This window comes from Rhizobium sp. RHZ02, assembly GCF_014851575.1.
Classification (GTDB): Bacteria; Pseudomonadota; Alphaproteobacteria; order Rhizobiales; family Rhizobiaceae; genus Rhizobium; species Rhizobium altiplani.
Genome location: NZ_JACUZX010000004.1, coordinates 121,346 through 144,264, shown reverse-complemented (window position 1 = coordinate 144,264; position 22,919 = coordinate 121,346). Strand labels below are relative to the sequence as shown.

At 61.3% G+C, this 22,919-nt stretch carries 22 protein-coding genes; 1 reads left to right on the top strand and 21 read right to left on the bottom strand.

What is annotated here, in order from left to right; translation table 11 throughout:
- Positions 1-4: 4 nt before the first annotated feature.
- The 17 genes from trmB to IB244_RS08320 form a co-directional block, all read right to left on the bottom strand.
- A complete protein-coding gene (trmB, locus tag IB244_RS08400) occupies positions 5-706 on the bottom strand; it encodes a tRNA (guanosine(46)-N7)-methyltransferase TrmB (protein ID WP_192303903.1) in 702 nt (233 codons plus the stop codon).
- The gene (metK, locus tag IB244_RS08395; RefSeq protein ID WP_018855117.1) at positions 703-1,956 is read right to left on the bottom strand and encodes a methionine adenosyltransferase; all 1,254 of its coding nucleotides are present in this window, start codon (positions 1,954-1,956) and stop codon (positions 703-705) included. The genes trmB and metK overlap by 4 nt, the downstream gene beginning before the upstream one ends.
- A 182-nt stretch (positions 1,957-2,138) precedes the next feature.
- Positions 2,139-2,558 (bottom strand): helix-turn-helix domain-containing protein, encoded by a 420-nt coding sequence (locus IB244_RS08390; protein ID WP_018855116.1) that lies wholly within the window; start codon positions 2,556-2,558, stop codon positions 2,139-2,141.
- Positions 2,559-2,709: 151 nt separating this feature from the next.
- A complete protein-coding gene (lnt, locus tag IB244_RS08385) occupies positions 2,710-4,311 on the bottom strand; it encodes an apolipoprotein N-acyltransferase (protein WP_169679241.1) in 1,602 nt (533 codons plus the stop codon).
- A 76-nt stretch (positions 4,312-4,387) separates the two neighbouring features.
- Positions 4,388-5,539 carry a hemolysin family protein gene (locus IB244_RS08380; protein ID WP_026371511.1) on the bottom strand — a complete coding sequence of 384 codons (1,152 nt, stop codon included), beginning with the start codon at positions 5,537-5,539 and terminating at the stop codon, positions 4,388-4,390.
- Positions 5,536-6,051: an rRNA maturation RNase YbeY gene (ybeY, locus tag IB244_RS08375; protein WP_192303901.1), complete on the bottom strand. Its 516-nt coding sequence runs from the start codon at positions 6,049-6,051 to the stop codon at positions 5,536-5,538. The genes IB244_RS08380 and ybeY overlap by 4 nt, the downstream gene beginning before the upstream one ends.
- Positions 6,051-7,100 carry a PhoH family protein gene (locus IB244_RS08370; RefSeq protein WP_025658708.1) on the bottom strand — a complete coding sequence of 350 codons (1,050 nt, stop codon included), beginning with the start codon at positions 7,098-7,100 and terminating at the stop codon, positions 6,051-6,053. Before IB244_RS08370 ends, ybeY begins: the two co-directional genes overlap by 1 nt.
- A gap of 19 nt (positions 7,101-7,119) precedes the next feature.
- Positions 7,120-8,529, bottom strand: coding sequence for a tRNA (N6-isopentenyl adenosine(37)-C2)-methylthiotransferase MiaB (gene miaB, locus IB244_RS08365; protein WP_192303899.1), 1,410 nt, complete (start codon positions 8,527-8,529; stop codon positions 7,120-7,122).
- Positions 8,530-8,577: 48 nt separating this feature from the next.
- The gene (locus tag IB244_RS08360; protein WP_025658710.1) at positions 8,578-9,375 is read right to left on the bottom strand and encodes a lysophospholipid acyltransferase family protein; all 798 of its coding nucleotides are present in this window, start codon (positions 9,373-9,375) and stop codon (positions 8,578-8,580) included.
- Between the two features lie 29 nt (positions 9,376-9,404).
- Entirely contained in the window at positions 9,405-9,833 is a 429-nt protein-coding gene (locus IB244_RS08355) for a Fur family transcriptional regulator (RefSeq protein WP_007789354.1), read from the bottom strand.
- A 37-nt stretch (positions 9,834-9,870) separates the two neighbouring features.
- On the bottom strand, positions 9,871-10,371 hold the full coding sequence (locus IB244_RS08350) for a GNAT family N-acetyltransferase (protein ID WP_018855109.1): 501 nt from the start codon (positions 10,369-10,371) through the stop codon (positions 9,871-9,873).
- On the bottom strand, positions 10,368-11,027 hold the full coding sequence (tsaB, locus tag IB244_RS08345) for a tRNA (adenosine(37)-N6)-threonylcarbamoyltransferase complex dimerization subunit type 1 TsaB (protein WP_018855108.1): 660 nt from the start codon (positions 11,025-11,027) through the stop codon (positions 10,368-10,370). The genes IB244_RS08350 and tsaB overlap by 4 nt, the downstream gene beginning before the upstream one ends.
- 102 nt (positions 11,028-11,129) lie before the next feature.
- On the bottom strand, positions 11,130-11,696 hold the full coding sequence (locus tag IB244_RS08340) for a NifU family protein (protein WP_018855107.1): 567 nt from the start codon (positions 11,694-11,696) through the stop codon (positions 11,130-11,132).
- 110 nt (positions 11,697-11,806) lie between these two features.
- Positions 11,807-12,298, bottom strand: coding sequence for a universal stress protein (locus IB244_RS08335; protein WP_007789346.1), 492 nt, complete (start codon positions 12,296-12,298; stop codon positions 11,807-11,809).
- Between the two features lie 80 nt (positions 12,299-12,378).
- Complete coding sequence (locus tag IB244_RS08330; protein WP_192303897.1) at positions 12,379-12,804, bottom strand: cupin domain-containing protein; 426 nt, start codon at positions 12,802-12,804, stop codon at positions 12,379-12,381.
- Between the two features lie 101 nt (positions 12,805-12,905).
- On the bottom strand, positions 12,906-13,970 hold the full coding sequence (gene trpS / locus IB244_RS08325) for a tryptophan--tRNA ligase (RefSeq protein WP_018855104.1): 1,065 nt from the start codon (positions 13,968-13,970) through the stop codon (positions 12,906-12,908).
- A gap of 97 nt (positions 13,971-14,067) precedes the next feature.
- A complete protein-coding gene (locus tag IB244_RS08320; protein WP_018855103.1) occupies positions 14,068-14,463 on the bottom strand; it encodes a VOC family protein in 396 nt (131 codons plus the stop codon).
- Between the two features lie 401 nt (positions 14,464-14,864).
- Between IB244_RS08320 and IB244_RS08315 the strand changes: the two genes are divergently transcribed.
- On the top strand, positions 14,865-15,290 hold the full coding sequence (locus IB244_RS08315) for a YcbK family protein (protein WP_018855102.1): 426 nt from the start codon (positions 14,865-14,867) through the stop codon (positions 15,288-15,290).
- Positions 15,291-15,293: 3 nt separating this feature from the next.
- On the opposite strand, the gene murJ is transcribed toward IB244_RS08315, so the two are convergent.
- The 4 genes from murJ to mutS all read right to left on the bottom strand — a co-directional run bounded on the left by murJ (position 15,294) and on the right by mutS (position 22,911).
- Positions 15,294-16,874, bottom strand: coding sequence for a murein biosynthesis integral membrane protein MurJ (gene murJ, locus IB244_RS08310; protein ID WP_169679236.1), 1,581 nt, complete (start codon positions 16,872-16,874; stop codon positions 15,294-15,296).
- A gap of 10 nt (positions 16,875-16,884) precedes the next feature.
- Positions 16,885-19,794, bottom strand: coding sequence for a [protein-PII] uridylyltransferase (locus IB244_RS08305; protein ID WP_192303895.1), 2,910 nt, complete (start codon positions 19,792-19,794; stop codon positions 16,885-16,887).
- Between the two features lie 105 nt (positions 19,795-19,899).
- Positions 19,900-20,175 carry a hypothetical protein gene (locus tag IB244_RS08300; RefSeq protein ID WP_113470564.1) on the bottom strand — a complete coding sequence of 92 codons (276 nt, stop codon included), beginning with the start codon at positions 20,173-20,175 and terminating at the stop codon, positions 19,900-19,902.
- 3 nt (positions 20,176-20,178) lie between these two features.
- Complete coding sequence (mutS, locus tag IB244_RS08295; protein WP_192303893.1) at positions 20,179-22,911, bottom strand: DNA mismatch repair protein MutS; 2,733 nt, start codon at positions 22,909-22,911, stop codon at positions 20,179-20,181.
- Between the last annotated feature and the right edge of the window lie 8 nt (positions 22,912-22,919).

Below are 22,919 nucleotides of genomic sequence, written 5' to 3'. Positions count from 1 at the left end.
AGGCTCAGACGCGCTTGAATGTGAGATAGGCGGAAGATCTGCCTTCACGCCGTGCCTTGGCCTCGTAGCGTGTGCTCGGCCAGCCCTCGTAGGGCGTCAGCCAGTCTGCCGCATTCTGTGCTAGCCATTCGAAGCCGCCATGGTCGCGGCATTTGAGCAGCGTCCAGTTGACGTAGGTATCGATATCGGACGCAAAGCAGAACAGCCCGCCCGGCTTCAGCACGCGGTGGAATCGGTCGAGGTTCGTCTTCGACACGAAGCGGCGCTTCCAGTGCTTCCGCTTTGGCCACGGATCCGGGTAAAGCAGGTCGATCTGGTCGATCGAGGCGTCCGGCAACCAATCCAGCAATTGCGTCGCATCATCGTTGTAGACACGAACGTTCCTGGCGTCTGCCTTGTCGACGCTCGTCAGCAGCTTCTGCATGGAATTGATGAAAGGCTCGACCCCGATAAAGCCGGTCGAGGGCATTTCCACGGCGCGATGGATCAGATGCTCGCCGCCGCCGAAACCGATTTCCAGGCGCAGCCTTTCGGTCGGCACCGGAAAGAGGGTCTTCAGCGGCTCGGGCGGAGCCGCTGAAAGATCGATGAGGAACGCCGGAAGCAGGGTGTTCAGTCGCTCTGCCTGATGTTCGCGCAGAGCCTTTCCCTTGCGGCGACCGAAGAAGGCTTCGGTCGCGCGTCCGCGACGCTCCATGTCGGTCATGCTGCTTCCTTGACCTTGACGGCGTCCTTGAGCGCCTTGACGAGGTCGGTGCGTTCCCAGGAGAACGAGCCGTCGCGGCCAGCCTTGCGACCGAAATGGCCGTAGGCCGAAGTCTTGGCATAGATCGGCTTGTTGAGGTCGAGGTGACGGCGGATGCCTGTTGGCGACAGGTCCATGTTCTTGCGGATCGCGGCTTCGATCTGGTCTTCCGTCACGCCCTTGCCGGTGCCGTGCAGGTCGACATAGATCGACAGCGGCTGTGCGACGCCGATAGCGTAGGACAGCTGGATCGTGCAGCGGTCGGAAAGACCAGCGGCAACGACGTTCTTCGCGAGGTAACGGGCAGCGTAAGCGGCCGAGCGGTCGACCTTGGTCGTGTCCTTGCCGGAGAACGCACCGCCACCGTGCGGAGCAGCACCGCCGTAGGTGTCGACGATGATCTTGCGGCCGGTGAGGCCGGCGTCGCCGTCAGGACCGCCGATGACGAACTTGCCGGTCGGATTGATGTACCAGTTGCAATCGTCGGCGATCGGCAGATCGCCGAGGGCTTCGCGGATATAGGGCTCGACCACCGCGCGAACCTTCTTCGAATCCCAGCTTTCGTCGAGATGCTGGGTGGAGAGAACGATCGACGTGACTTCGGCAGGCTTGCCGTTCACGTAGCGCACCGTCACCTGGCTTTTGGCGTCCGGGCCGAGCTTTGCAACTTCGCCGTCGCCCTTCTTGCGGGCAGTCGCGAGCAGCTGCAGGATCTTATGGGAGTAATAGATCGGCGCTGGCATGAGGTCAGGCGTTTCCTTGCAGGCGTAGCCGAACATGATGCCCTGGTCGCCGGCACCTTCGTCACCCTGCTGGTCGGCGGCACTATCGACGCCCTGGGCGATGTCGGCGGACTGCGAGTGCAGGAGCACGTCGATCTTCGCCGTCTTCCAGTGGAACCCGTCCTGCTCATAGCCGATGTCCTTGATGGCGCGGCGGGCAGCGGCCTTGAACTTCGAAGGGTTGATGACGTCGTTGCCGTTCTTGTCCTTCTTCATCAGGCTCGGCGGCAGGCGCACTTCACCGGCGATCACGACGCGGTTGGTGGTTGCCAGGGTCTCGCAGGCAATGCGCACGCCCCAGGGGTTGACGCCGGTCTTGGCGGCTTCGCGGTAGACCAGATCCACGATCTCGTCGGAGATCCGGTCACACACCTTGTCCGGGTGACCTTCGGCAACTGACTCGCTGGTGAAAAGGTAATTCGCGCGCATTCCGGGATTCCCCTCAAAGAACAAAAGCTGCCTAGTAGGTACTCAGTTCGCATCAGAAAAACAAGCGTAGAAGGACATAAATATATCTTTATATCTGCTGCAAAGTGGCAAATTTTGCCCCAAAAATGCCAAAAGCGGCCGTTGCGACCGCTTTTGTCTCTGCTCCGAATTTTGAATGGCGGTTATTCGCTGTCGGCTTCGGCGGCGAGTGCCTTCACCAGCTCGACGACTTTGCGGCGAACCTTGGGATCGGTGATTTTTACAAAGGCGCGGTTGAGTTGAAGCCCCTCGGACGACGAAAGAAAGTCGACCACATAGTTGGAGCTGGAGGCTTCCGCCATGCCGGACAGGCCGGAGGATTGTTCGCCCGGCGCGTCCTCGAAGAAGAAGGAAACCGGAACGTTCAAAATGCTGGAAATATTCTGGAGGCGGCTGGCACCGACACGGTTGGTGCCTTTTTCGTATTTCTGGATCTGCTGAAAGGTGATGCCGAGGCTCTCTCCGAGCTTTTCCTGGCTCATTCCGAGCATCGTTCGCCGAAGGCGAATGCGACTACCAACGTGTACGTCGATGGGGTTCGGCCGCTTCTTGTTCTCAATCATGGTCCTGCCCTAACAAAAATTTTCAACCTTGTTCAAACCGGCATGCCCAAACCCATCCCAAAACGCCACGTTGCAAAGTCTTGATTAACCACCTTGAAACATACGCTAAGAACGCCGATCCGAACCACTATGCAATTTTAGGGGTTTTCGGTCAATTCTGCTTGAAAACTAAACCAAAACGCGAAACCAGCGCAATTGCAAACAGAAGTATCTCGATCAACCGGAAGTAAGTTTGGCGCGGGTAACCCGGATCGCGCTGGGCGTCGAAACGCTCGATGGTTGCGTCGACAAAGCCAGTTTCATTGAGGCCGAGACCCGCAATGACCTCGCCACGGGAGTTCACGATGGCTGAAATTCCGCTATTGCCATTTCGAATCAGCGGCAAGCCGGTCTCCACGGCACGCAACCTAGCCTGTTGAAAGTGCTGGTAGGGGCCGGGTGTTGCACCGAACCACGCGTCGTTCGTGACATTGAGAATGGCATTGGCGGCGCCTAGGTCGCCGGTCATCTCGTCGGGGAAAATGATCTCGTAGCAGACGAGGGGATAGAACTTGATCCCCGTGGGCAAATTCAGAAGCTGGCGCGTGGCGGCGGGTGAGAAGCCGCCTGGCATCTCGACCACATTCTGGATGCCGAAATCGTCGAGGATATTCTCGAACGGCACGTATTCGCCGAACGGCACGAGATGCACCTTGTCGGCCGCGCCGGCAATCTGCCCACGGCCGTCGATGACGTATATCGAATTGTAGTAGCGAGGCGGATTGCCAGGCCCCATGTCCTCCACCCTGACAGCGCCGGCAATCAGGATCTGATTGTCGTCGAGCGTGTCCGCGATCCGGCTGAGCGCATCCTGATTGTCGGTCAGGATGAAGGGAATGGACGTTTCCGGCCAGACAATGATGTCCGGTTTCCGCCCGCCGTCCTTCGGAGGCTCGACGGAAAGCTTCAGGTGCTTCTCGAAGATAGCAGCGCGGTCGGCGTCGCTGTCCATCTTCGCCGTCTGCTCGATCATCGGCTGAACCAGGCGAATGACCGGGCTCGGGGAGTCGGATGCAGGCGCGGGTTGCGGGCCATAGAGGATATAGGCGCCATAGCCGATATGTGCGGCGAAGAGCAGGGCTGCCAGCGAGAGCCCGAGCTTTGCGCCCTGCCGGGTGCCGAGGAGTGCGGGAGCGGCGAAGATGAAGACCGAGAGCGACGTGATGCCCATGATGCCGATGACGTGCGCCGATTGCATCATGAGCGGCACGGGCGTCATGCCGTAGCCGATAGCGTTCCAGGGGAAGCCGGTGAAAAGCACGCTCCGCAGCCACTCCAGCAACCCGAAGCTCGCCGCAAGCGCCGCAATCCGCCCCATGCCATCGGACCACATGGTTCGCGCCAGCGCCGCAGCAATGCCGTAGAAGATGGCGAGCACGGCAGGCAGGCCGAGGATCGCCAGCGGCAGCGCCCAAGCGAAGGCCTCCGCGTCGATCATCAAGGCGTGGCCAAGCCACCAGAGACCCGCGACGAAATAGCCAAAGCCGAAGAGCCAACCGACGGTAAAAGATGGCCACAGTCGCCCAATGAGCCCGCTTTCCGGAGCGGCAGCCGAGCCGTCGATCAGCCAGACGAGCAGCGTGAACGACACGAACATTGCGGCAAAGAAGCCAAATGGAGGCAGGGCCAGAACGCCGACGGCGCCAGCAAGGACCGCCAACGCAACCCTCTTGAACCCCCAGGCAAGGATAACCCTGTCCGCAAGCCGCTCCATGCGCACTCCCATCAAGCTGCGAATCAACCCGCTCGCAGTCTTTCAAAAAAGCCGCCGTTTGTCGTGCGTTGCGGCATCAGGTCGACGTGGAGGCGTCGGTTTGCCTCTCCTCGCCGTGATCCGAACCGGGCGTGCTGTCGCCGTCGATCTTGACGCGGCGACGGATGGCCTGACGCTTGCGGGTGATCCTCACGCGCTTGATCCGGCGCGGATCGGCGTCGAGGATATGGAACTCGAAACCGGGCAGAGCCTGCACGACCTCGCCACGCACCGGAATACGCCCGAGCTCGGAGAAGATCAGGCCGCCCAGCGTGTCGACTTCGTCGACCTGTTCGGTGATGTCGAAGTCCGGCCCGATCGCCTCGGCGATCTCCTCCAGTTCGACACGGGCATCCGCGACGAAGACGTCTTCGGAGACGCGCTTGAACATGACTTCATCGTCGTCGTGCTCGTCGTCGATGTCACCGACGACCATCTCGACGATGTCCTCGTGCGAGGCCAATCCATCGGTGCCGCCGTACTCGTCGATGACCAGCGCCATCTGCGTGCGGTTGACCTGCATGCGGCGAAGGAGGTCCGACGCAAGCATCGACGGCGGAACGAACAGGATCTTGCGGATGATCCCGGCCTCCGACAGCGTCTTCTGTAGGTCGACGCGGCTGAGGTCGAAATTCGGCTTCGCAGCGCGTGTAGGCTTCTGCAAGTGTTCGGGTGAAACCTCGACCAGAGGCTCTGTCGACTTGACTGTCTTGGTGCTGCCGCGGCGCTTGTTGCGGGCCTGCTTGGCGACGTAGGACAGGAGATCGCGGATATGCACCATGCCGCGCGGATCATCGAGCGTATCCGCATAAACAGGCATGCGCGAACGGCCAGATTCCTCGAACAGGATCATCAGTTCGCCGATCGTGATGTTCTGATCGACGGCTTCGATATCGGCCCGCGGCACCATCACGTCAGCAACGCGCACTTCCCGGAAGCGAAGGATGTTGTGCAGCATTGCCCGTTCATCGGGCGAAAAGACGTCACCGTCGGCAGCGTCGGTCAGCAGCGCATCGGCGATGTCCTCGCGAAGGCGCGAGCCCTGCTGTGGTCTCAAGATACGCGCGGCGCGCGTCCAGAAGGATTGGGGTCGTCCAGACTGCCTACTACTACTGCCACCCTCGTCAGAAGAGGAGGATTGGTCGGCGTCCTTGGCCTCCGCGGCCGGTCTCGTCGTAAAGTCGCTCATGGTTCCATTTTAAGGTCTTGACCCTCGTATGGGTCAGATAGGCCGAGTACCGCCAAAATGCGAGTCTCGAGCCCCTCCATTATCTCGGCTTCAGCGTCATTATTATGATCGTAGCCGAAGAGATGCAAGAAACCATGCACCATCAAGTGGGTCAGGTGGTCGTCAAAGCTCTTTTCGAGCTCGACTGCCTCCCGCTCAACGGTCTCTCTTGCGATAATGATGTCGCCCAACATCGGTCCCGGCACGTTGCTTGGCTTGACCGGGAAGGCCGGAAAGGAAAGCACATTGGTCGGCTTGTCCTTGCCGCGCCACTCGGCATTGATGTCCTGGATCGAGGCATCATCCGTGAAAACAAGCGAAACCTCGGGCACCATCTTCGGAAAGGGCTGCTTGACCGTTTCACGCAGATAGGTGGCGGCTGTTTCCAGCACCCGATCCGCCAATGCATGCAGCGCATCCTCGGAGGGCCAGTCGCCCTCTTCGATGCTGATCTGAATATCGAGTTCGGCCATCAATCCTGCCGGCTGGCTTCCTCTGCTTCCGCGATATAGGTCGAGTCGTAGGCCTTGACGATGCGGCCGACAAGCGGATGACGTACGACATCCGTATCCCGGAAGCGGACGATCGAAATGCCTTCGACGCCATTCAGTAGTTGAAGGGCCTCCACCAGTCCGGATTTGACACCACGCGGCAGGTCGATTTGGCTCGGGTCGCCGGTGACGATCATGCGGGAATTCTCGCCAAGACGCGTCAGGAACATCTTCATCTGCATCGAGGTCGTGTTCTGCGCTTCGTCGAGAATGACGGCGGCGTTTGCGAGCGTCCGGCCGCGCATGAAGGCGAGCGGAGCGATTTCGATAACACCGGCCGTGATTGCCCGATCGACCTTGTCGGCGGGCATCATGTCGTAGAGCGCGTCATAGAGCGGGCGGAGATAGGGATCGACCTTTTCCTTCATGTCGCCGGGCAGGAAGCCGAGCCGCTCGCCGGCTTCCACCGCCGGGCGGGAAAGAATGATCTTCTCGACAAGACCCCGTTCGAGGAGCTGGGCCGCATGAGCGACGGCGAGATAGGTCTTGCCGGTACCCGCCGGACCGACGCCGAAAACCAGTTCGGCCCGTTCCAGAGCGCGCACGTAGGCGTCCTGGGTCGGCGTTCGCGCGACGATAGTCTTCTTGCGGGTCGAAATCTGCGCCATGGTGAGCTTGGCTTTGCGCTCCATCGTCGGCAGGCTCAGTTGATCGTCTGCGGCGACCGCCATGCGGATCGCGCCTTCAACGTCGGATCGCTCCACGCTGCCGCCTTTCTGGAGTTTCTCATAGAGGTAATCGAGTGTACGCCGCGCCTGGTTGGTGGCGACAATGTCTCCCGAGATAACGACGGAATTGCCGCGCGCTCGAGCGTCGATGTGGAGACGCTCTTCAAGCAGCTTGAGGTTCTGGTCGAACTGACCGAACAACTCACTGGCGAACCGATTGTTCTCGAACGTCAGAATAAAGTGATTGGCGTCGCTCGCAATGCGTGGGTGGCGCGGTGAAGAAACCAATTCTTGTCCGTTCAAGCGGTCGAGCTCCTAGGGTTTAGACCTCAGCCTCTGCTATCTCGGCAAACAGGCTGTTGGTTCCGGTTCCGGTGATTCGCACGTTAATAATGTCACCGATTTGCAATGCTTTTGCATCAACATTCACGGACTGAAGCCACGGAGAACGGCCGATAAGCTGTCCTGGCATGCGACCGGGCTTTTCGAGCAACAGTTCGATCGTTTTCCCGACACAGGATTCGGCAAATTCCTGCTGTTGCTTCAGAAGAAGCGCCTGCAGGCGTTCTAGCCGTTCTGCCTTGATCTCTTCCGGCACCTGGTCCTTCAGTTCCGCACCGGGCGTGCCCGGCCGTGTCGAGTACTTGAAGGAGAAGGCCTGCGCATAGCGCACCTCCTCCACGAGACGGAGTGTATCTTCAAAATCCTGGTCTGTCTCCCCCGGAAAACCGACGATGAAGTCTCCGGAAAGGGCAATGTCTGGGCGAGCGGCGCGGATGCGCTCGACGAGGGTCAGGTATTCGGCGGCCGTATGGCGCCGGTTCATCGCCTTCAGGATGCGGTCGGAGCCGGCCTGCACCGGCAGATGCAGGTAGGGCATCAGCGCGCGCAGGTCCCGATGCGCCTCGATCAGGCGATCGTCCATGTCGCGAGGATGGCTGGTGGTGTAGCGCAGACGCGCAAGTCCGGGGATCTCGGCCAGCCGGTAGAGCAGGTCTCCGAGCGTCCATTCCTGATCATTCGGGCCGACACCATGCCAGGCGTTGACGTTCTGGCCGAGCAGCGTGATTTCGCGCACGCCGCCTTCCACGAGCTTCTGTGCTTCCTCGACGATCTGGCTGACAGGCCGAGATACTTCCGAACCGCGCGTATAGGGCACGACACAGAAGGTGCAGAACTTGTCGCATCCTTCCTGAACCGTCAGGAAGGAGGTTACGCCGCGAGAGCGGATTTTCTTGCTCTCGGCGATCGGCAGATGCTCGAACTTGTCTTCGAGGGCATATTCCGTGTCGACGATCCGCTGCCCTTCCTTCGCCTTGCGCAGCGCTTCCGGCAGGCGGTGATAGGTCTGCGGACCGATGACGACGTCGACGGCGGGCGCCCGGCGCAGGATTTCCTCGCCTTCCGCCTGTGCCACGCAACCGGTCACGCCGATCATGAACTCCCGGCCTTCCTTGTTGCGCTCCTTCTTCATGTCGCGCAGGCGGCCGAGCGCCGAGTAGACCTTTTCGGCAGCCTTTTCGCGGATATGACAGGTATTCAGCAGAACAAGGTCTGCCTCTTCCAAGACTTCCGTCGACTCGTATCCGTCACGCGCGAGGGCATCGCTCATGCGTGTCGAGTCATAGACGTTCATCTGGCAGCCATAGGTCTTGATGAACACCTTGCGGCTGTTGCTGCCATCACGGAGATCGGTCTCCGGGGCATGAAGAAGGGCACTGTCCTGGGTCATGGGCGGCTATTTAGTGGTTTTTCATGCGCGAGAAAAGGAAATCTTGCCTCAGGCCGCTTTGCGACCGCGCAATGCTGCGCCAAGCATCGTGCGGATGCGACGAGCGATGGTCGTGCTGACTTCCTTGCGGTTGCTGTTCGCACGATATTCGACGGCTTCGCCGAAACAGACTTCCACCTCAAAGGCGCCGCATCGCAGCATGTCTTTCAGATGCGGGAACATCTCCACATCGCCCGGCCACGAGGCAAGCGGGCGATGATAGCGCCCCATCGGCAGACCGTGGACGCCGGTATAGGCCACCGCGACCGGTTGGACGACGACTGCTCCGGTCGGCGAAGCGGGAACCGCCATGGCGGCGGCGCCAAACAGCGACGATTTGACCTCCAGAAGCCGGTTTCCATCCGACGTCGTGCCCTCCGGAAACAGGACGACGATCTCGCCATCCGCCATTCGGGTCGCTATCTCGTTCGCCTGATGACCGGTCTTGCGCTTTTCCTCGCGCACGACGAAGACGCTCTTCTGCAGCTTCGCCAGCGTGCCGAAAATCGGCCAGTCGCGCACCTCGATCTTGGCGATGAACGCAACGTCGGCAACCGCGGAGAGCACCATGATGTCCATCCACGACGAATGATTGGCGCACAGCATCAACGGCCTGTGCGTTTCCATCTTCCCATGGACGCGAATCCGGATGCCGAGACAGAAACAGACGATGCGATGCCAGACGCGGGGCAGCCAGCGCCGCAGCTTCCAGTCGAAGCGGAGCGCCAAAAGCTGCCAGGGCATGAGCAGGAGACTGGCGACGAAAATGACGATACCCGCAAAGGCGACGCGCAGCCAGGCGATCAAGACGAAGACTCCATGGCTGCGATCATGTCTCAGCGCTCGTCCGGCTTGAGCGGGATGCCGTAAAGTTCCAGCCGGTGGTCGACCAGCTTGAAGCCGTGCTCGCGGGCGATGCGCTCCTGCAATGCCTCGATCTCGGGCGAGTGAAACTCGATCACGACACCCGATTTGAGGTCGATGAGATGGTCGTGATGCTCTTCCGGCACCGTCTCATAGCGCGAGCGGCCGTCTCGGAAGTCATGACGCTCGATAATGCCGGCGTCTTCGAACAGCTTCACGGTGCGGTAGACTGTCGAGATCGAAATCTTCGCATCGACCTTCACCGAGCGGCGATAGAGTTCTTCCACGTCGGGGTGGTCGGCGGATTCTTCGAGTATGCGTGCGATTACACGGCGCTGCTCGGTCATGCGCATGCCGCGTTCAGCGCAAAGCTCCTCGAGGGTCTTGGCGACGTCAGTCATGGGCTGCCTTCCGATAGTCAACGTTCAAGCAACGGAACTAGCGAAGAACGCGCTTCATGACAAGCGCTGTGGAAACCGCGCCCTTGGCATCCTTGTAGTATCCCCGGCGTTCGCCGACCTTCTCGAAGCCGAGCTTGCCGTAGAGCCCGAGTGCGGCCGCATTGCCGTCGTCGACCTCGAGAAAGATGCTCTCGCCACCGCGCAGTTTCGCTTCGCGCATGGCAGCCTGCATCAGCCGCCAGCCGAGGCCGGCGCGCGCGACCTTTGTCTGCACGGCGATCGTCAGGATTTCCGCTTCGCCGGCGACTTGGCGCGCCAGCACGAAGCCCGGCAACGGCTTCTTGAGGAATGCATTGGTTTGGCGGGCCACGAAGCCGAAGACGGTATCCTGGCTGAGCAGGCTGTAGAATTCGCCATCGCCCCACGGGCGGGCGAAACGCTCGCCGTGCAGCGCGGCGACCGCGCGGCAATCATCGGCATCCATCGCGACGATTTCAAATTCCGGCTTCAAGGTCAAATAGGATTCCAACATCGTCATACTCGCGCAATTGCGAATCCGGCCTGCGGCTTGGCATCGGGTCCGCGCAGATAAAGAGGTTTAGGCTTTCCAGCAGACGGATCGGCGTCGGCACCGAGGCGCGCCACCAAAGAAATCGGGAAATGGTTGGCATGGTCGCCGGTAGCGTCCGGCTTCAGGAGGGGCGTGGCCGAACCGGTTATTTCGCCATCGAATGCCGCAGCAACCGTCTGCGCTTCCTCGACAGTCACGGCGCGCGCTTCGTCGAGCGGTTCGCCATCGGCATTGAAGGCCTGCAAGTAGATCTCGTTTCGCTTGGCATCCATGGCTGTCAGCACCGGGCGCCCGGGCGTCTTTTGCCGCTGCGCTTCAGCCATCACCGCAAGCGTGGTGATGCCGACGGCCGGAACGCCGAGCGACAGCGCAAAGCCGCGGGCAGCGGCGACGCCGACGCGAATGCCCGTGAAGGAGCCAGGACCGATGGTGACGGCAATACGATCGACGGCCGAAAGCGCCAGGCCCGCCTTATCCATCGCGCGGTCGACGATCCCCATCAGATGCTCAGCATGCCCCTTGCCGATCATGTCCGATGCCTCCCCCAGCATCGTATTCCTGCCGCTGTCATAGAGAGCGGCAGCGCAATCCACACCTGCGGTGTCGAGCGCCAGTATGATCATGGCATCAATTTCCGAATAAAGCGTTCCTCAGCGTCCATACAATCACCCTGCCGCGCTTGCAATTGCTGCGCCAGGACGAATGCCGGAACAGGGGCGTCGCCGTCAGGCGGCGACGACTTCCTCGACTTCCGGAACGAAATGGCGAAGCAGGTTCTGCACGCCATGCTTCAGCGTCGCCGTCGAGGACGGGCAGCCGGAGCAAGAGCCCTTCATGTTGAGATAAACCTTGCCGTCCTTGAAGCCGCGGAAGGTGATGTCGCCACCATCCTGTGCAACGGCCGGCCGCACGCGTGTGTCCAGCAGCTCCTTGATCGTCAGCACGATCGACTCGTCGGCTTCGTCGAAGAATTCGCCGCCGGCATCGAGATCTTCGGAAAGAATCGATGCATCGCCCATGACAGGCTTGCCCGACATGAAGTGTTCCATAATCGAGCCAAGGATCGCCGGCTTCAGGTGCTGCCACTCGGCATTGTCCTTGGAGACGGAGATGAAGTCATAACCGAAGTAGACGCCGGTCACGCCCGGGATTTCGAACAGACGAGCCGCGAGCGGCGATGCCTGGGCCTCGTCGGCGCTCCGAAACTCGGCCGTGCCGTTTTCCATCACGACCCGACCCGGCAGGAACTTCTGCGTGGCGGGATTCGGTGTGGCTTCGGTCTGAATAAACATGTCGCTCTCCGTGCGGCGGGCAGTGGCCCAGGCCGTCTTTAGAATTCTTCAAAAAAGAAAATAAGCCGATTGGCAACTCTATTCAAGAGACTGGCACTCAAGAAATGGCTTTATGCGAGGGCATCCAGCTCCTCGTCGGTCAATGTATCCGGCAGGACAGTGACGGGGATCGGAAATGTCGCGCCACGCCCGGCGATCGACGACACCAGCGGCCCCGGTCCCTCCTTTGCCGAGCTTGCGGCCAGCACCAGGATGGCGATATCACGGTCTTCTTCGATGACGGCGTTGATCTGTTCCGTGGCGCTTCCCTCGCGGATGACGATCTCAGGGTCGATGCCGATCGTTTCGCGAACCACATGCGCCGCCTTGGCGACTACTGCTTCCGCTTCCTCGCGCGCCTCGGCGCGCATGATTTCCTCCACACCCAGCCACTGCTGGAAGTCGCCCTCCGGAATCACGTACATCAGCACAAGGCCGCCATTCGAGTTCTTGGCGCGCCGACCGGCGTAGTGGACGGCGCGGGAGCATTCGGGCGTATCGTCAATGACAGCCATGAATTTGCGGCGATGACCTTCGAGCCGGGAGAGTCGTTTTGATACCATGGGGCGGACTCTGACACCTGAACCTGAAGATTTGCAAGCCCTCGTTTGGTCGCCCTCGTAGGATCGCCTGCGTGCTGTAGTCAGGCCGGAACCAGTCCGTAGAGACGCATGATCGCCTTCACGTGTTCGATGTCAGGCTTGCCCTGAACATTGATGGCCGACGCCATCTCCTCGAAATAGCGCCTGCCGATCAGGCCGGGCGTCATGGTGACCAACGCCTTGGCGGTTTCGCCATGCAGGTTCTCGTGGGTGTGGACGTAACCGCGCGGAATGAACAGGGTTTCCCCTGCTGCGATCTCGTGTTTGCGCCCGTCCAGCGTCGTCGACATCGTGCCGGACAATCCGTAGATCACTTCGTCGACGTCCCGGTGGTAATGGGGGGCGGGGACGCGTGCCTGGGGCGGGACCGTGAATTCGAACATCACGAGACCGCCGGCACTCTGATCCTCGTCGATCAGAAACCGGATCTCCATCGTGCCGATCTGGATGAGGTTGCGATCTCGCATCGAAGCCTCCTGACGGTCGTTTCAACAGACTACGCCGCAGGTCTGGCTTCGACAAGCCCGGGGCGGCAAAGGTCGCCCCGGGTAAGCTCTTGAGGCCTATCTCAGTACAAGAAGCCGACGATGTCGCGCACTTGCTTCATCGTCACCTCGGCGCGGGCCCGAGCCCGTTCACTGCCGTTGCGCAGGGTCGCGTCGATGTGACTGGTGTCCGACATCAGGCGGCGCATCTCGGCGGTGATCGGCGAGAGCACATTGACGGCGAGATCGACGAGCGCCGGCTTGAAGACCGAGAACTGCTGCCCGCCGAATTCGGCAAGCACGTCAGCTTTCGACCTGTCAGCGAGCGCCGCGTAGATGCCGACAAGGTTGTCCGCTTCCGGGCGACCCTTGAGACCGTCGACTTCACTGGGCAAGCCGTCCGGATCGGTCTTGGCCTTGCGGATCTTCTTCGAGATCGCCTCCTCGTCGTCCATCAGGTTGATGCGCGAAAGATCTGATGGATCCGACTTCGACATCTTCTTGGTACCGTCGCGAAGCGACATGACACGCGGCGCCGGGCCATCGATCAGCGGCTCGACCATCGGGAAATAGGCATGCACCGGCTCGTTGCCGACGGTGATGTCGATGCCATAGTCCGTCTTGCGGATATGCTCCGCGTAGTCGAGGTTGAACTTCATGGCGATGTCGCGGGCGAGTTCAAGGTGCTGCTTCTGGTCGTCGCCGACGGGGACATGCGTCCCGCGATAGACGAGGATGTCGGCAGCCATCAGGCTCGGATAGGCGTAGAGACCGAGCGAGGCCTGCTCGCGGTCCTTGCCGGCCTTGTCCTTGAACTGCGTCATGCGGTTCATCCAACCGATGCGCGCTACGCAATTGAAGATCCATGCGAGTTCTGCATGCTGCGGCACGGCCGACTGGTTGAAGACAATGTGCTTTTCCGGATCGATGCCGGAGGCGATGAAGGCGGCGGCGATCGAGCGGATCTGGTTCGGCATATCCTCATGGACGAGCTGCGCCGTCAGCGCGTGCATATCCACGACACAGTAGATGCAGTCGTTGCCTTCCTGCAGTGCCACGAACTTGCGGATCGCGCCGAGATAGTTGCCGAGATGGAGATTGCCGGTCGGTTGGACGCCGGAAAAAACGACTTTCCTGAATTCGTTCATTATGTCCTCGATTAGGCTGGTGGAGGGCCCCAGGGTCTGTAACCCATGTTGCTAACGGGCGCGCTTATGCACGCGCGCGCTCCCGCAATCAAGGGGTTCAGCCTGCGGCGTGTTCGATCAGATCGAAGGTGTTGCCGTAAGGATCCGCAAACACGGCGACGGTCCCGTAGCTTTCGTGCCGCGGCGCCTCGAGAAACTGCACGCCCTTGGCCAGCATCGACTCATGGTCGCCTGCGAAATCGTCGGTCTTGAGAAAGAAGCCGACACGCCCGCCCGTCTGGTTGCCCATTGCCGCCATCTGCCGATCGTTGGCCGCCTGCGCGACCAGAAAGGCTGCGCCGTCGCTGCCCTTCGGTCTGACGACGACCCAGCGCTTGCCATCCGGCTGGACGTCATCCTGGAGGCATTCGAAGCCGAGCGCGCCGCAGTAGAAGTCCTTGGCGCGATCGTAGTCGTCGACGACGAGCGTTACGAGGAAGAGCGATTGGGACATTGCAGGCTCCGATTTGTCGTGTCGTGTTGTTGCCGGTTGCGGGGGCTCGGTCAAGGATCATGCTCCTCGCGCCGACGGGAGCGCCTTCGCGACCGTGAGGTCTAGCAAGCGTTTTGACACACATTGCACCCGGCGGGGATTGGCGGTGGTATTTGCACGAGAAACGCTATGAACGGGAGATTGGCGATGAATTACTTGCTGTGAATATGTCAAGAAAATTTACGCAGCTTGGAAATTTATACCACCTCTGAGGTAGAGCTAATTCATCAATTGGCCGTAAATTGTGTTACGGTTCCGTAACGGTAGGTAAAGAATTTCACAAAAAGGCCATTTTTGGGGTGAGCGTTCCATTCGCCAAAAACTGCGCCGGCGATGCCGGCGCATTTCGAGGGGAGGGAACCATGCATTCGGCATTTTCCATCGCACTCGCCGGCCTGTTCAGTCTGTCGTGTTTCGACAGTGCCGACGCCCAGAACGTCAGAAGAGTTGCAATACCGCCGCTCAAGCATAAGGAAACGCTTGCCTACTCGCTGCAGACCGTCAGCGTCCAGGCGAACTGCTTCCCGCCGCGGCTACGCGGCGTTCTTGCTTATATCGCCGCCAAGACCGGTCGCCGTCCAATGGTAACCTCGGGGTTCCGGGCGCACGGTCGATCTCATTCCCAGCATCGCTACTGCGCAGCCGCCGATATCCGGATCCCCGGCGTTTCGGAGCGCACCATCATTGCGATCGCTGAATCGGCACCAGGAATCGGCGGGATCGGCCGTTACTGCAACGGCATCGTCCATGTGGACGTAGGCGCCAAACGACGATGGACCTATTGCTGAGGCTCAACCGTCTACCTTTGCAGCCGGCTTGCGATTGAGATTGCGCCGGATCATGCCGAGATTTGCGCCACCGATCAGGAATGCGGTCGCGAAGTAGACAGCCATGGCGATCACGATCAGAAGGCCGAGCGTGCCGACCTTCGTCGTCAGGTGCGCGCTTGAGGCAAGCCACGGCTCCCAGCGGTGCTGCAGGTACATGATCACGCCGCCCATGACGGCCGCCGACACGACGAGCAGCGCCGTGCGCCGCGCCAAGGCCCATTCCCAGGTGAGATGGCGACGACGCAGCAGGGTGGTGAAGAGCAGTACGGTGCTTATCCAGCCTGCCGTCGCTTCCGCGACTGCAATGCCGGGAGCGCCGAGGAACGGGAAGAGCGTCAGCGCCGTGGCGCAATTGACGCCAACGGCGATGGCGGAAAAGCGCATCGGCGTCCTGGTGTCCTCGCGCGCGTAGAATCCCGGCTGCAGCGCCTTGATCAGCACGAAAGCCGGCAGGCCAATGCCGTAGATGGCGAGGATGGAGCCGACGATGGAGGTGTTTTCCTGATGGAAGGCACCGCGCTCATAGAGCACACGGATGATTTCGTCGGAGAGAATCCAGAGCGCGAAGGCAGCGGGGATGGTCAAGAACAGTACGAATTCCATCGACCGGTTCTGCAGGTTTGCGGCCTCGCGCAGATTGCCGCCCTTCAGGGCGCGGGCGAGTTCCGGCAGCAGCACCACGCCGACGGCGACGCCGACGACGCCGAGCGGCAGCTGATAGATACGGTCGGCATACTGGAGGGCTGCAATGGCGCCTTCGCGCGAGGACGCAATCGCCTGGCCGATCATCTGGTTGATCTGGGTAATGCCGCCAGTCACCGCCGCGGGGATCGCGAGGATCAGCAGTCGTTTGACGTTGGGCGTGAAGCGCGGGAAACGCAACCCGATGCTCATGCCGGCGTGGAGCACGCCGAAGTAGACGACGGCGAGCTGCAGGATACCGGCGACGAGCACGCCCCAGGAGAGATACCACGCGGTCTGCAGGGGCTCCGCGTCGATATAGAGCGCGTAGAACAGCGCGCCGATCATCACGACGTTGAGGAAAACGGGCGCAATCGCGGCGGCGAAGAAATGATGGAGCGAATTCAGCATGCCGCTCATCATCGCCGTCAGCGACATGCACATGAGGTAGGGGAACATGACCGCCGCCATGCGCACGGTAATGTCGAACTTGTCCGGATCGTTGGTAAAGCCCGGCGCGATGACGAAGCGCACGAGCAGGGGCATGGAGAGCTCCATCACGATGGTGATGAGCAGCAGCACCGAAAACAGCACGCCGAACACTTCTTCAGAAAAGCGCTTGGCACCATCGGTGCCGTTCGCCTCGATTTCCTTGGCAAAGAGCGGCACGAAGGCGGCATTGAAAGCGCCTTCCGCAAAGAGCCGCCGGAAGAGGTTCGGAAAACGGAAGGCGGCATAAAAGACGTCGGCCATCGGACCGGTGCCGAGTGCGGCCGCCATCAGCGTTTCACGGGCGAAGCCGAAGATGCGGCTGCCGAGCGTGGCGCCGCCGACGGTGGCGAATTTTCTAACGAGGCTCATGCGTTTGGGCTCATGCGGGCGAATCCGCCTTCTTTTCTGTTTGCATCGCGGCGCTGGCCGTAGCAGGCGGCGCGATGATGCCGGAGGGCATGCGCTCGCGCAGCTCGTCCTGTTCCTCGGCCATCACGGCCTTGAGGCGCGCGGTGATATTCGAGCGCTTGCTGTCGCCCGAGATTTTCTGGCCGACGAGATCGGTCACGTAGAAGGTGTCGATGACCTTCTCGCCGAAGGTGGTGATGCGGGCCGACTGAATGTCGAGCGAGAGATCCGATAGAACCGCTGTGATTTCCGACAGCAGGCCGGGTCGGTCAAGGCATTCGACTTCGATGACCGTGAACTTGTTCGACAGACTGTTGGAGATGTTGACCGATGGCGGGATGACGAAGGCCTTGCTCTTCTTGCGGTTCTTGGTGCGGGTCGCGATGACCTCGGGCAGTCGCTTGCGGCCGGAAAGCACGTCCTCGATCATCCGCCCGATGGTGCCGGCGCGGCGAAGCTCGTCGGCATCGTCCTTGAACTCGCGGCTGACATGGATCGTGTCCAGCGCGCGCCCATCCGACGTCGTGAAGATTTGCGCGTCGACGATGTTGGCACCGGCAGCGGCACAGGCACCGGCGATGACGGCCAGGAGGCGCGGATGGTCAGGCGACAATACGGTGATCTCGGTGATCGCGTGGAAACTGTCGGTCCGCACCATTGTCGCCAGCGCTTGGCCGGCCTTGTCCGCCTGCCGGATGAAGCCGGCGTGCCGGACCTGATCTTCCAGGGGAACGGAGAGCAGATAGGGCTGGTAGTGCAGCTTGCTATAGATCTTGCGATCCTTCTGGCTCCAGTCGGAGAGCGCGTTGTAGAGCGCTTCGGCTGCGAAATTGGCGCGCTCCTTGCGCGAAACCTCCGAGAAGCCGCCGGCAAGCAGCAGTTCCGTTTCATAGTAAAGCGTGCGCAGCAACTGGCCTTTCCAGCCGTTCCAGACACCGGGACCGACGGCGCGGATGTCGCAGATCGTCAGGATCAGCAGCATCTTCAGCCGGTCGAGCGACTGCACCACATCGGCGAAGTCGGTGATCGTCTTGCGGTCCGTAAGGTCGCGCGTCTGCGCGACCATCGACATGACCAGATGCTCCTGGATCAGCCAGACGACCAACTCTGTCTGCTTCTGCGACAGGCCGAAACGGGCGCACAGCTTGCGGGCGACACGGGCGCCGGCAATGGAATGGTCTTCTTGGCGGCCCTTGGCAACGTCGTGCAGCAGCACGGCAAGGTAGAGCGCCTCGCGGTCCTCGATGCCGGGCATCAATTTGTTTGCGAGCGGGTGCAGGTCGTCGGCCTTGCCCTTGTCGATTTCCGACAGGACGTCGACGGTGCGGATCAGATGCTCGTCCACCGTATAGTGGTGGTACATGTTGAACTGCATCATCGCGACGATCTTGCCGAATTCGGGAATGAAGCGGCCGAGCACACCGGCCTCGTTCATGCGCCGCAGAATGAGCGCGGGGTCGCCCTTCGAAGTCAGGATCGACATGAAGAGGCGATTGGCCTCATCGTTTTCGCGCAGATCGCTGTCGATGAGGTTGAGCGAGCGCGTCACCCGCTTCAGCGCATCGGGATGGAATTCCAGCCCGTTGATGTCGGCAACATGGAACAGGCGGATGATGTTGACCGGGTCGTGCTTGAAGACATCCGGGCTTGCAAGCGCGATACGACCGCGGTCCTCGACGAACTCCATGCTGCCGGCGATCTTGCGGCTGCGGTGCGCAAAGCGGCTGATGACACCGGTGAGGCCGGGCGTCGACTTCGCCTGCTGATCCTCGAGCGCCGCGCAGAGGATGCGCGTCAGGTCGCCGACGTCCTTGGCGACGAGGAAGTAGTGCTTCATGAAGCGCTCGACGGCCGAAAGGCCGGGTCGCGAATGATATCCAAGCGCTTCGGCGATCTCGCGTTGAATGTCGAAGGACAGCCGTTCCTCGGCCTTTCCGGTCAGGAAATGCATGTGGCAGCGCACCGCCCAGAGGAAGTCGTCGGCCTTCTCGAAAACGCGATACTCGTGCTTGGAGAGAACCCCGAGTGGCACCAGCTCCGCCGTGTCGCGAACATGGTAGTAGTATTTCGAAATCCAGAAGAGCGTGTGCAAGTCGCGCAGGCCGCCCTTGCCTTCCTTGACGTTCGGCTCGACGAGATAGCGCGTGTCGCCCGCCTTGCGGTGGCGCTCGTCACGCTCGGCAAGCTTGGCGGCGATGAATTCGGGGCCGGTGCCGGTGACGATTTCCTTGTCGAAGCGCGTCTCCAGTTGCGTTTCCAGCGATCGCAGGCCACAGATGTAGCGCATCTCGAGGATCGCCGTGCGGATCGTCATGTCCGACTTCGACAGCGCAATGCACTCTTCCAGGGTGCGCGTTGCATGGCCAACCTTGAAGCCCATGTCCCAGAGGACGTAGAGCATGAATTCGACTGCTTTGTGCGTCTCCTCCGCCGGCTTCGGCTGGAACAGGAACAGAAGGTCGATATCGGAGCCTGGCGCCAGCGTGTCGCGGCCATAGCCGCCAACGGCGGTGACGGCGAACTTGTCCTTCTGCTTCGGAAAGACGTGGGTGCAGACGAACTCGTAGAGGACCGTGACGATCTGGTCCTGCAGCCAGGAAATACGGCGGGCACAATTGATGCCGCTGCCATCGGCAGAAAGCAACTCGCGCGCTATCTGTCTACCTTCGCTGCTCGCCTTCTTGAGGATCGCCAGCAGATCGGACCGCATGACGTCGGGCCGCGTCTTGTTGGCCTCGGCCACCGCGTCGCACGTCTTCGAGAGATGATCGGTGTCGAGGATATCGGAGAAATCGATGTCGTTCGTCGTCGCCATGCGCGGGGCGGCTTCCTGTTCGCGTGGCGCAGCCGTGTGCTGCTGCTCCTCTCGTTTCGTCTGCATGCGCTATAGCCTCTTTGCCCGCCGATGACACGGGCTTTCATACTGCAGAACCTTTAATTTTGGCGAAAAGGTGTTGCCGCGCGCGAAAGCGGCGGCATCGGGCGATCAGGCAGCGATCTGAGCCTGTACGGAATAGAGCACCTGCCGCGTTTCGCTGGTGATCGCCTCCAGCGTCTCTTGGTCGCACTCGCGGTAGCCGGCTTTGGCAACACACGAGGAAAGTTCCAGAATCCGGGCGCAGCAGCGGATGATCTGCAGCAGGCCGAAGGGCGAAGCCCAGCCGCGCGGGGTGCCGTGCTCATCCGCAAGCCGCAGCGCTTCAAGCGCGTTGAAGATCGCCGCAAGCCTCTGGGTCTCGTTGAACAGCCGATCCATGAACATCGGCTAGCCCTGCTTCAGCTTCTTCTTGAGGTCGTAGAGCGCGCCCATCGCCTCGCGCGGGGTCATGTCGTCGAGGCTCATGGCCTTTAGCGCTTCTTCCACCTTCGATGGGCCGCGGCTGGCATCCTCGCGCCGAACCGCCACCTGGAACAGAGGCAGGTCATCGATGAGCTGGCTCGCCGGGTTCTTGCGGTCGGCGTCCTCGAGGCGTGTCAGCACGTCGCGGGCACGCGCCACCACCGAGGCCGGCAGGCCGGCAAGCCGGGCAACCTGGATGCCGTAGGAGCGGTCGGCAGCACCCGGGCCGACCTCGTGCAGGAAAATCACGTCGCCGTCCCATTCCTTCACGCGCATTGTCGCGTTCGATAACCGTGCAAGCTTTTCCGACAGCACCGTCAGTTCGTGGAAGTGGGTGGCGAAGAGGCCGCGGCAGCGGTTCCCTTCGTGCAGATGTTCGACGGCGGCCCAGGCGATGGAAAGGCCGTCGAAGGTAGCCGTACCACGGCCGATCTCGTCGAGAATGACAAGGGACCGGTCGGTCGCCTGATTGAGGATCGCCGCCGTTTCGACCATTTCGACCATGAAGGTCGATCGGCCGCGCGCAAGATCGTCGGAAGCGCCGACGCGCGAGAACAGCCGATCGACGATGCCGATATGGGCTGACGTCGCCGGCACGAAGGACCCCATCTGCGCGAGGATCGCGATCAGTGCATTCTGACGCAGGAAGGTCGACTTACCGCCCATGTTCGGGCCGGTCAGCAGCCAGATCGCGCCATCCTTTCCGCCGGAGACGGGAGAGAGATCGCAGTTGTTGGCAACGAACGGGCCAGATGATTGCCGCCGCAGCGCCTGTTCGACGACAGGGTGGCGTCCGCCTTCGATCGCAAACATCTTCGAGCCGTCGACCAGCGGCCGGCAATAGGCCTGCTCGTCTGCAAGCAGCGCAAGGCCGGCGGCAACGTCGATAACGGCGAGCGCGCGAGCGCCTGCCTTGATTGCTTCCGCTTCGGCGACGACGGCCGAGGTCATGTGGTCGAATGCCGCCAGTTCGATAGCAAGCGCCTTGTCGGCGGCGTTGGCGATCCGGCTTTCCAGATCGGCAAGCCCGGTGGTGGTGAAGCGCATCGCGTTCGCCATCGTCTGGCGGTGGATGAAGCGACCCTTGGCCTCCGGCGTATCGGTCATCGGCCCGGCATTGCCGGCAGTGACTTCGATGAAGTAGCCGAGGATATTGTTGTGCTTGATCTTCAGCGATTTGATGCCGGTTTCCTCGGCATATTGCAGCTGCAGGCCGGCAATCACCCGACGCGATTGATCGCGCAGCGCCCTGACCTCGTCCAGTTCGGTGTTGGCGCCGTCCCGCAAGAAGCCGCCGTCGCGCTTCAGCAGCGGCAGCTCGTCGCCCAGTGTTTCGGAAAGCAGCGTTGCGAGGCCGGCCGGGAGGGCCTCGAGGCGCGAAAGCGCGAGCTTCAGCTCTTCCGGCAGCAGTGCTTCCGACAGCAGCCGGGCGACATCGCCCGCAGCACTCAGGCCCTGACGGATGGCGGCAAGGTCACGCGGCCCGCCACGGTCGAGTGCAAGACGCGAAAGCGCGCGCGGCATATCGGGAACATGCTTGAGATGGTGGCGCAGGTCGCCGCAAAGCGAAGGCTCCTCCATCAGGAAACCGATCGAATCCAGCCGCTCATTGATCCGGATGGGATCGGTCAACGGCGACATCAGCCGTTCGGCCAGCAAGCGTGCCCCGCCGCCCGTCACGGTACGGTCGATCGCCTTCAGCAACGAGCCGTTGCGATCGCCTGAAAGCGTGCGGGCAAGTTCGAGATTGGCACGGGTGGCGGGATCGATGAACAGCGTTGACGCGCCGCTTTCGCGCTCCGGCCGGCCGAGCGGCGGCCGTTCGGCGATCTGTGTCTTCTCGACATAGGCGACGGCTGCAGAGGCGGCGGCAAGCTCGGCGCGCGAAAAGGTGCCGAACCCATCAAGCGTCGAGACATTGAAATAGCGCGCGATCCGCCCCTCGGCGGTGGCGCTGTCGAAGAGCACGGATGGTTGCGGAACGGCGGTGCGGCCGAGTACGTCGAAAACAGGTTTCAGCTCGGCATCGTGAAAGATCGTATCGGGCACGATCAGTTCACGCGGGTCGATCCGCAGGATATCGGCAAGCAGCCGCGAGCTTTCGGTCTCGGCCAGGCGGAAAATTCCGGTCGAGATGTCGATCCAAGCCAGCGCCAATACCGGCTCGGCGCTGCCGCGAATCCGGGTAAGTGCCATCAGATAGTTCGATTCCGACGGCGAAAGCAGCTTTTCCTCGGTAATTGTGCCCGGCGTCACCAGGCGGATAACGTCGCGTTTCACGACGGACTTGGATCCGCGCTTCTTGGCTTCGGCCGGGTCCTCGACCTGCTCGCAGACGGCAACCCGGAAACCGAGGGCGATCAGCTTCTGCAGGTAGTCGTCGGCCGCATGAACAGGCACGCCGCACATAGGAATGTCCCGCCCCATGTGCTGGCCGCGCTTGGTCAGCGTGATGCCCAGTGCACGGGAGGCTTCCAGAGCATCCTCGAAGAACAGCTCGTAGAAATCGCCCATGCGATAGAACAGCAACGAGTCAGGGTTGTTGGCCTTGATCTCGATGAATTGCTCCATCATCGGCGTTGCCGAGGCGCGGCTTTCTTCCGTGGCCAGCTCGGCAGCCGAAAAGGCTTCTATTCCAGTGTTTATTCGTTCGTTCACGGAGATGC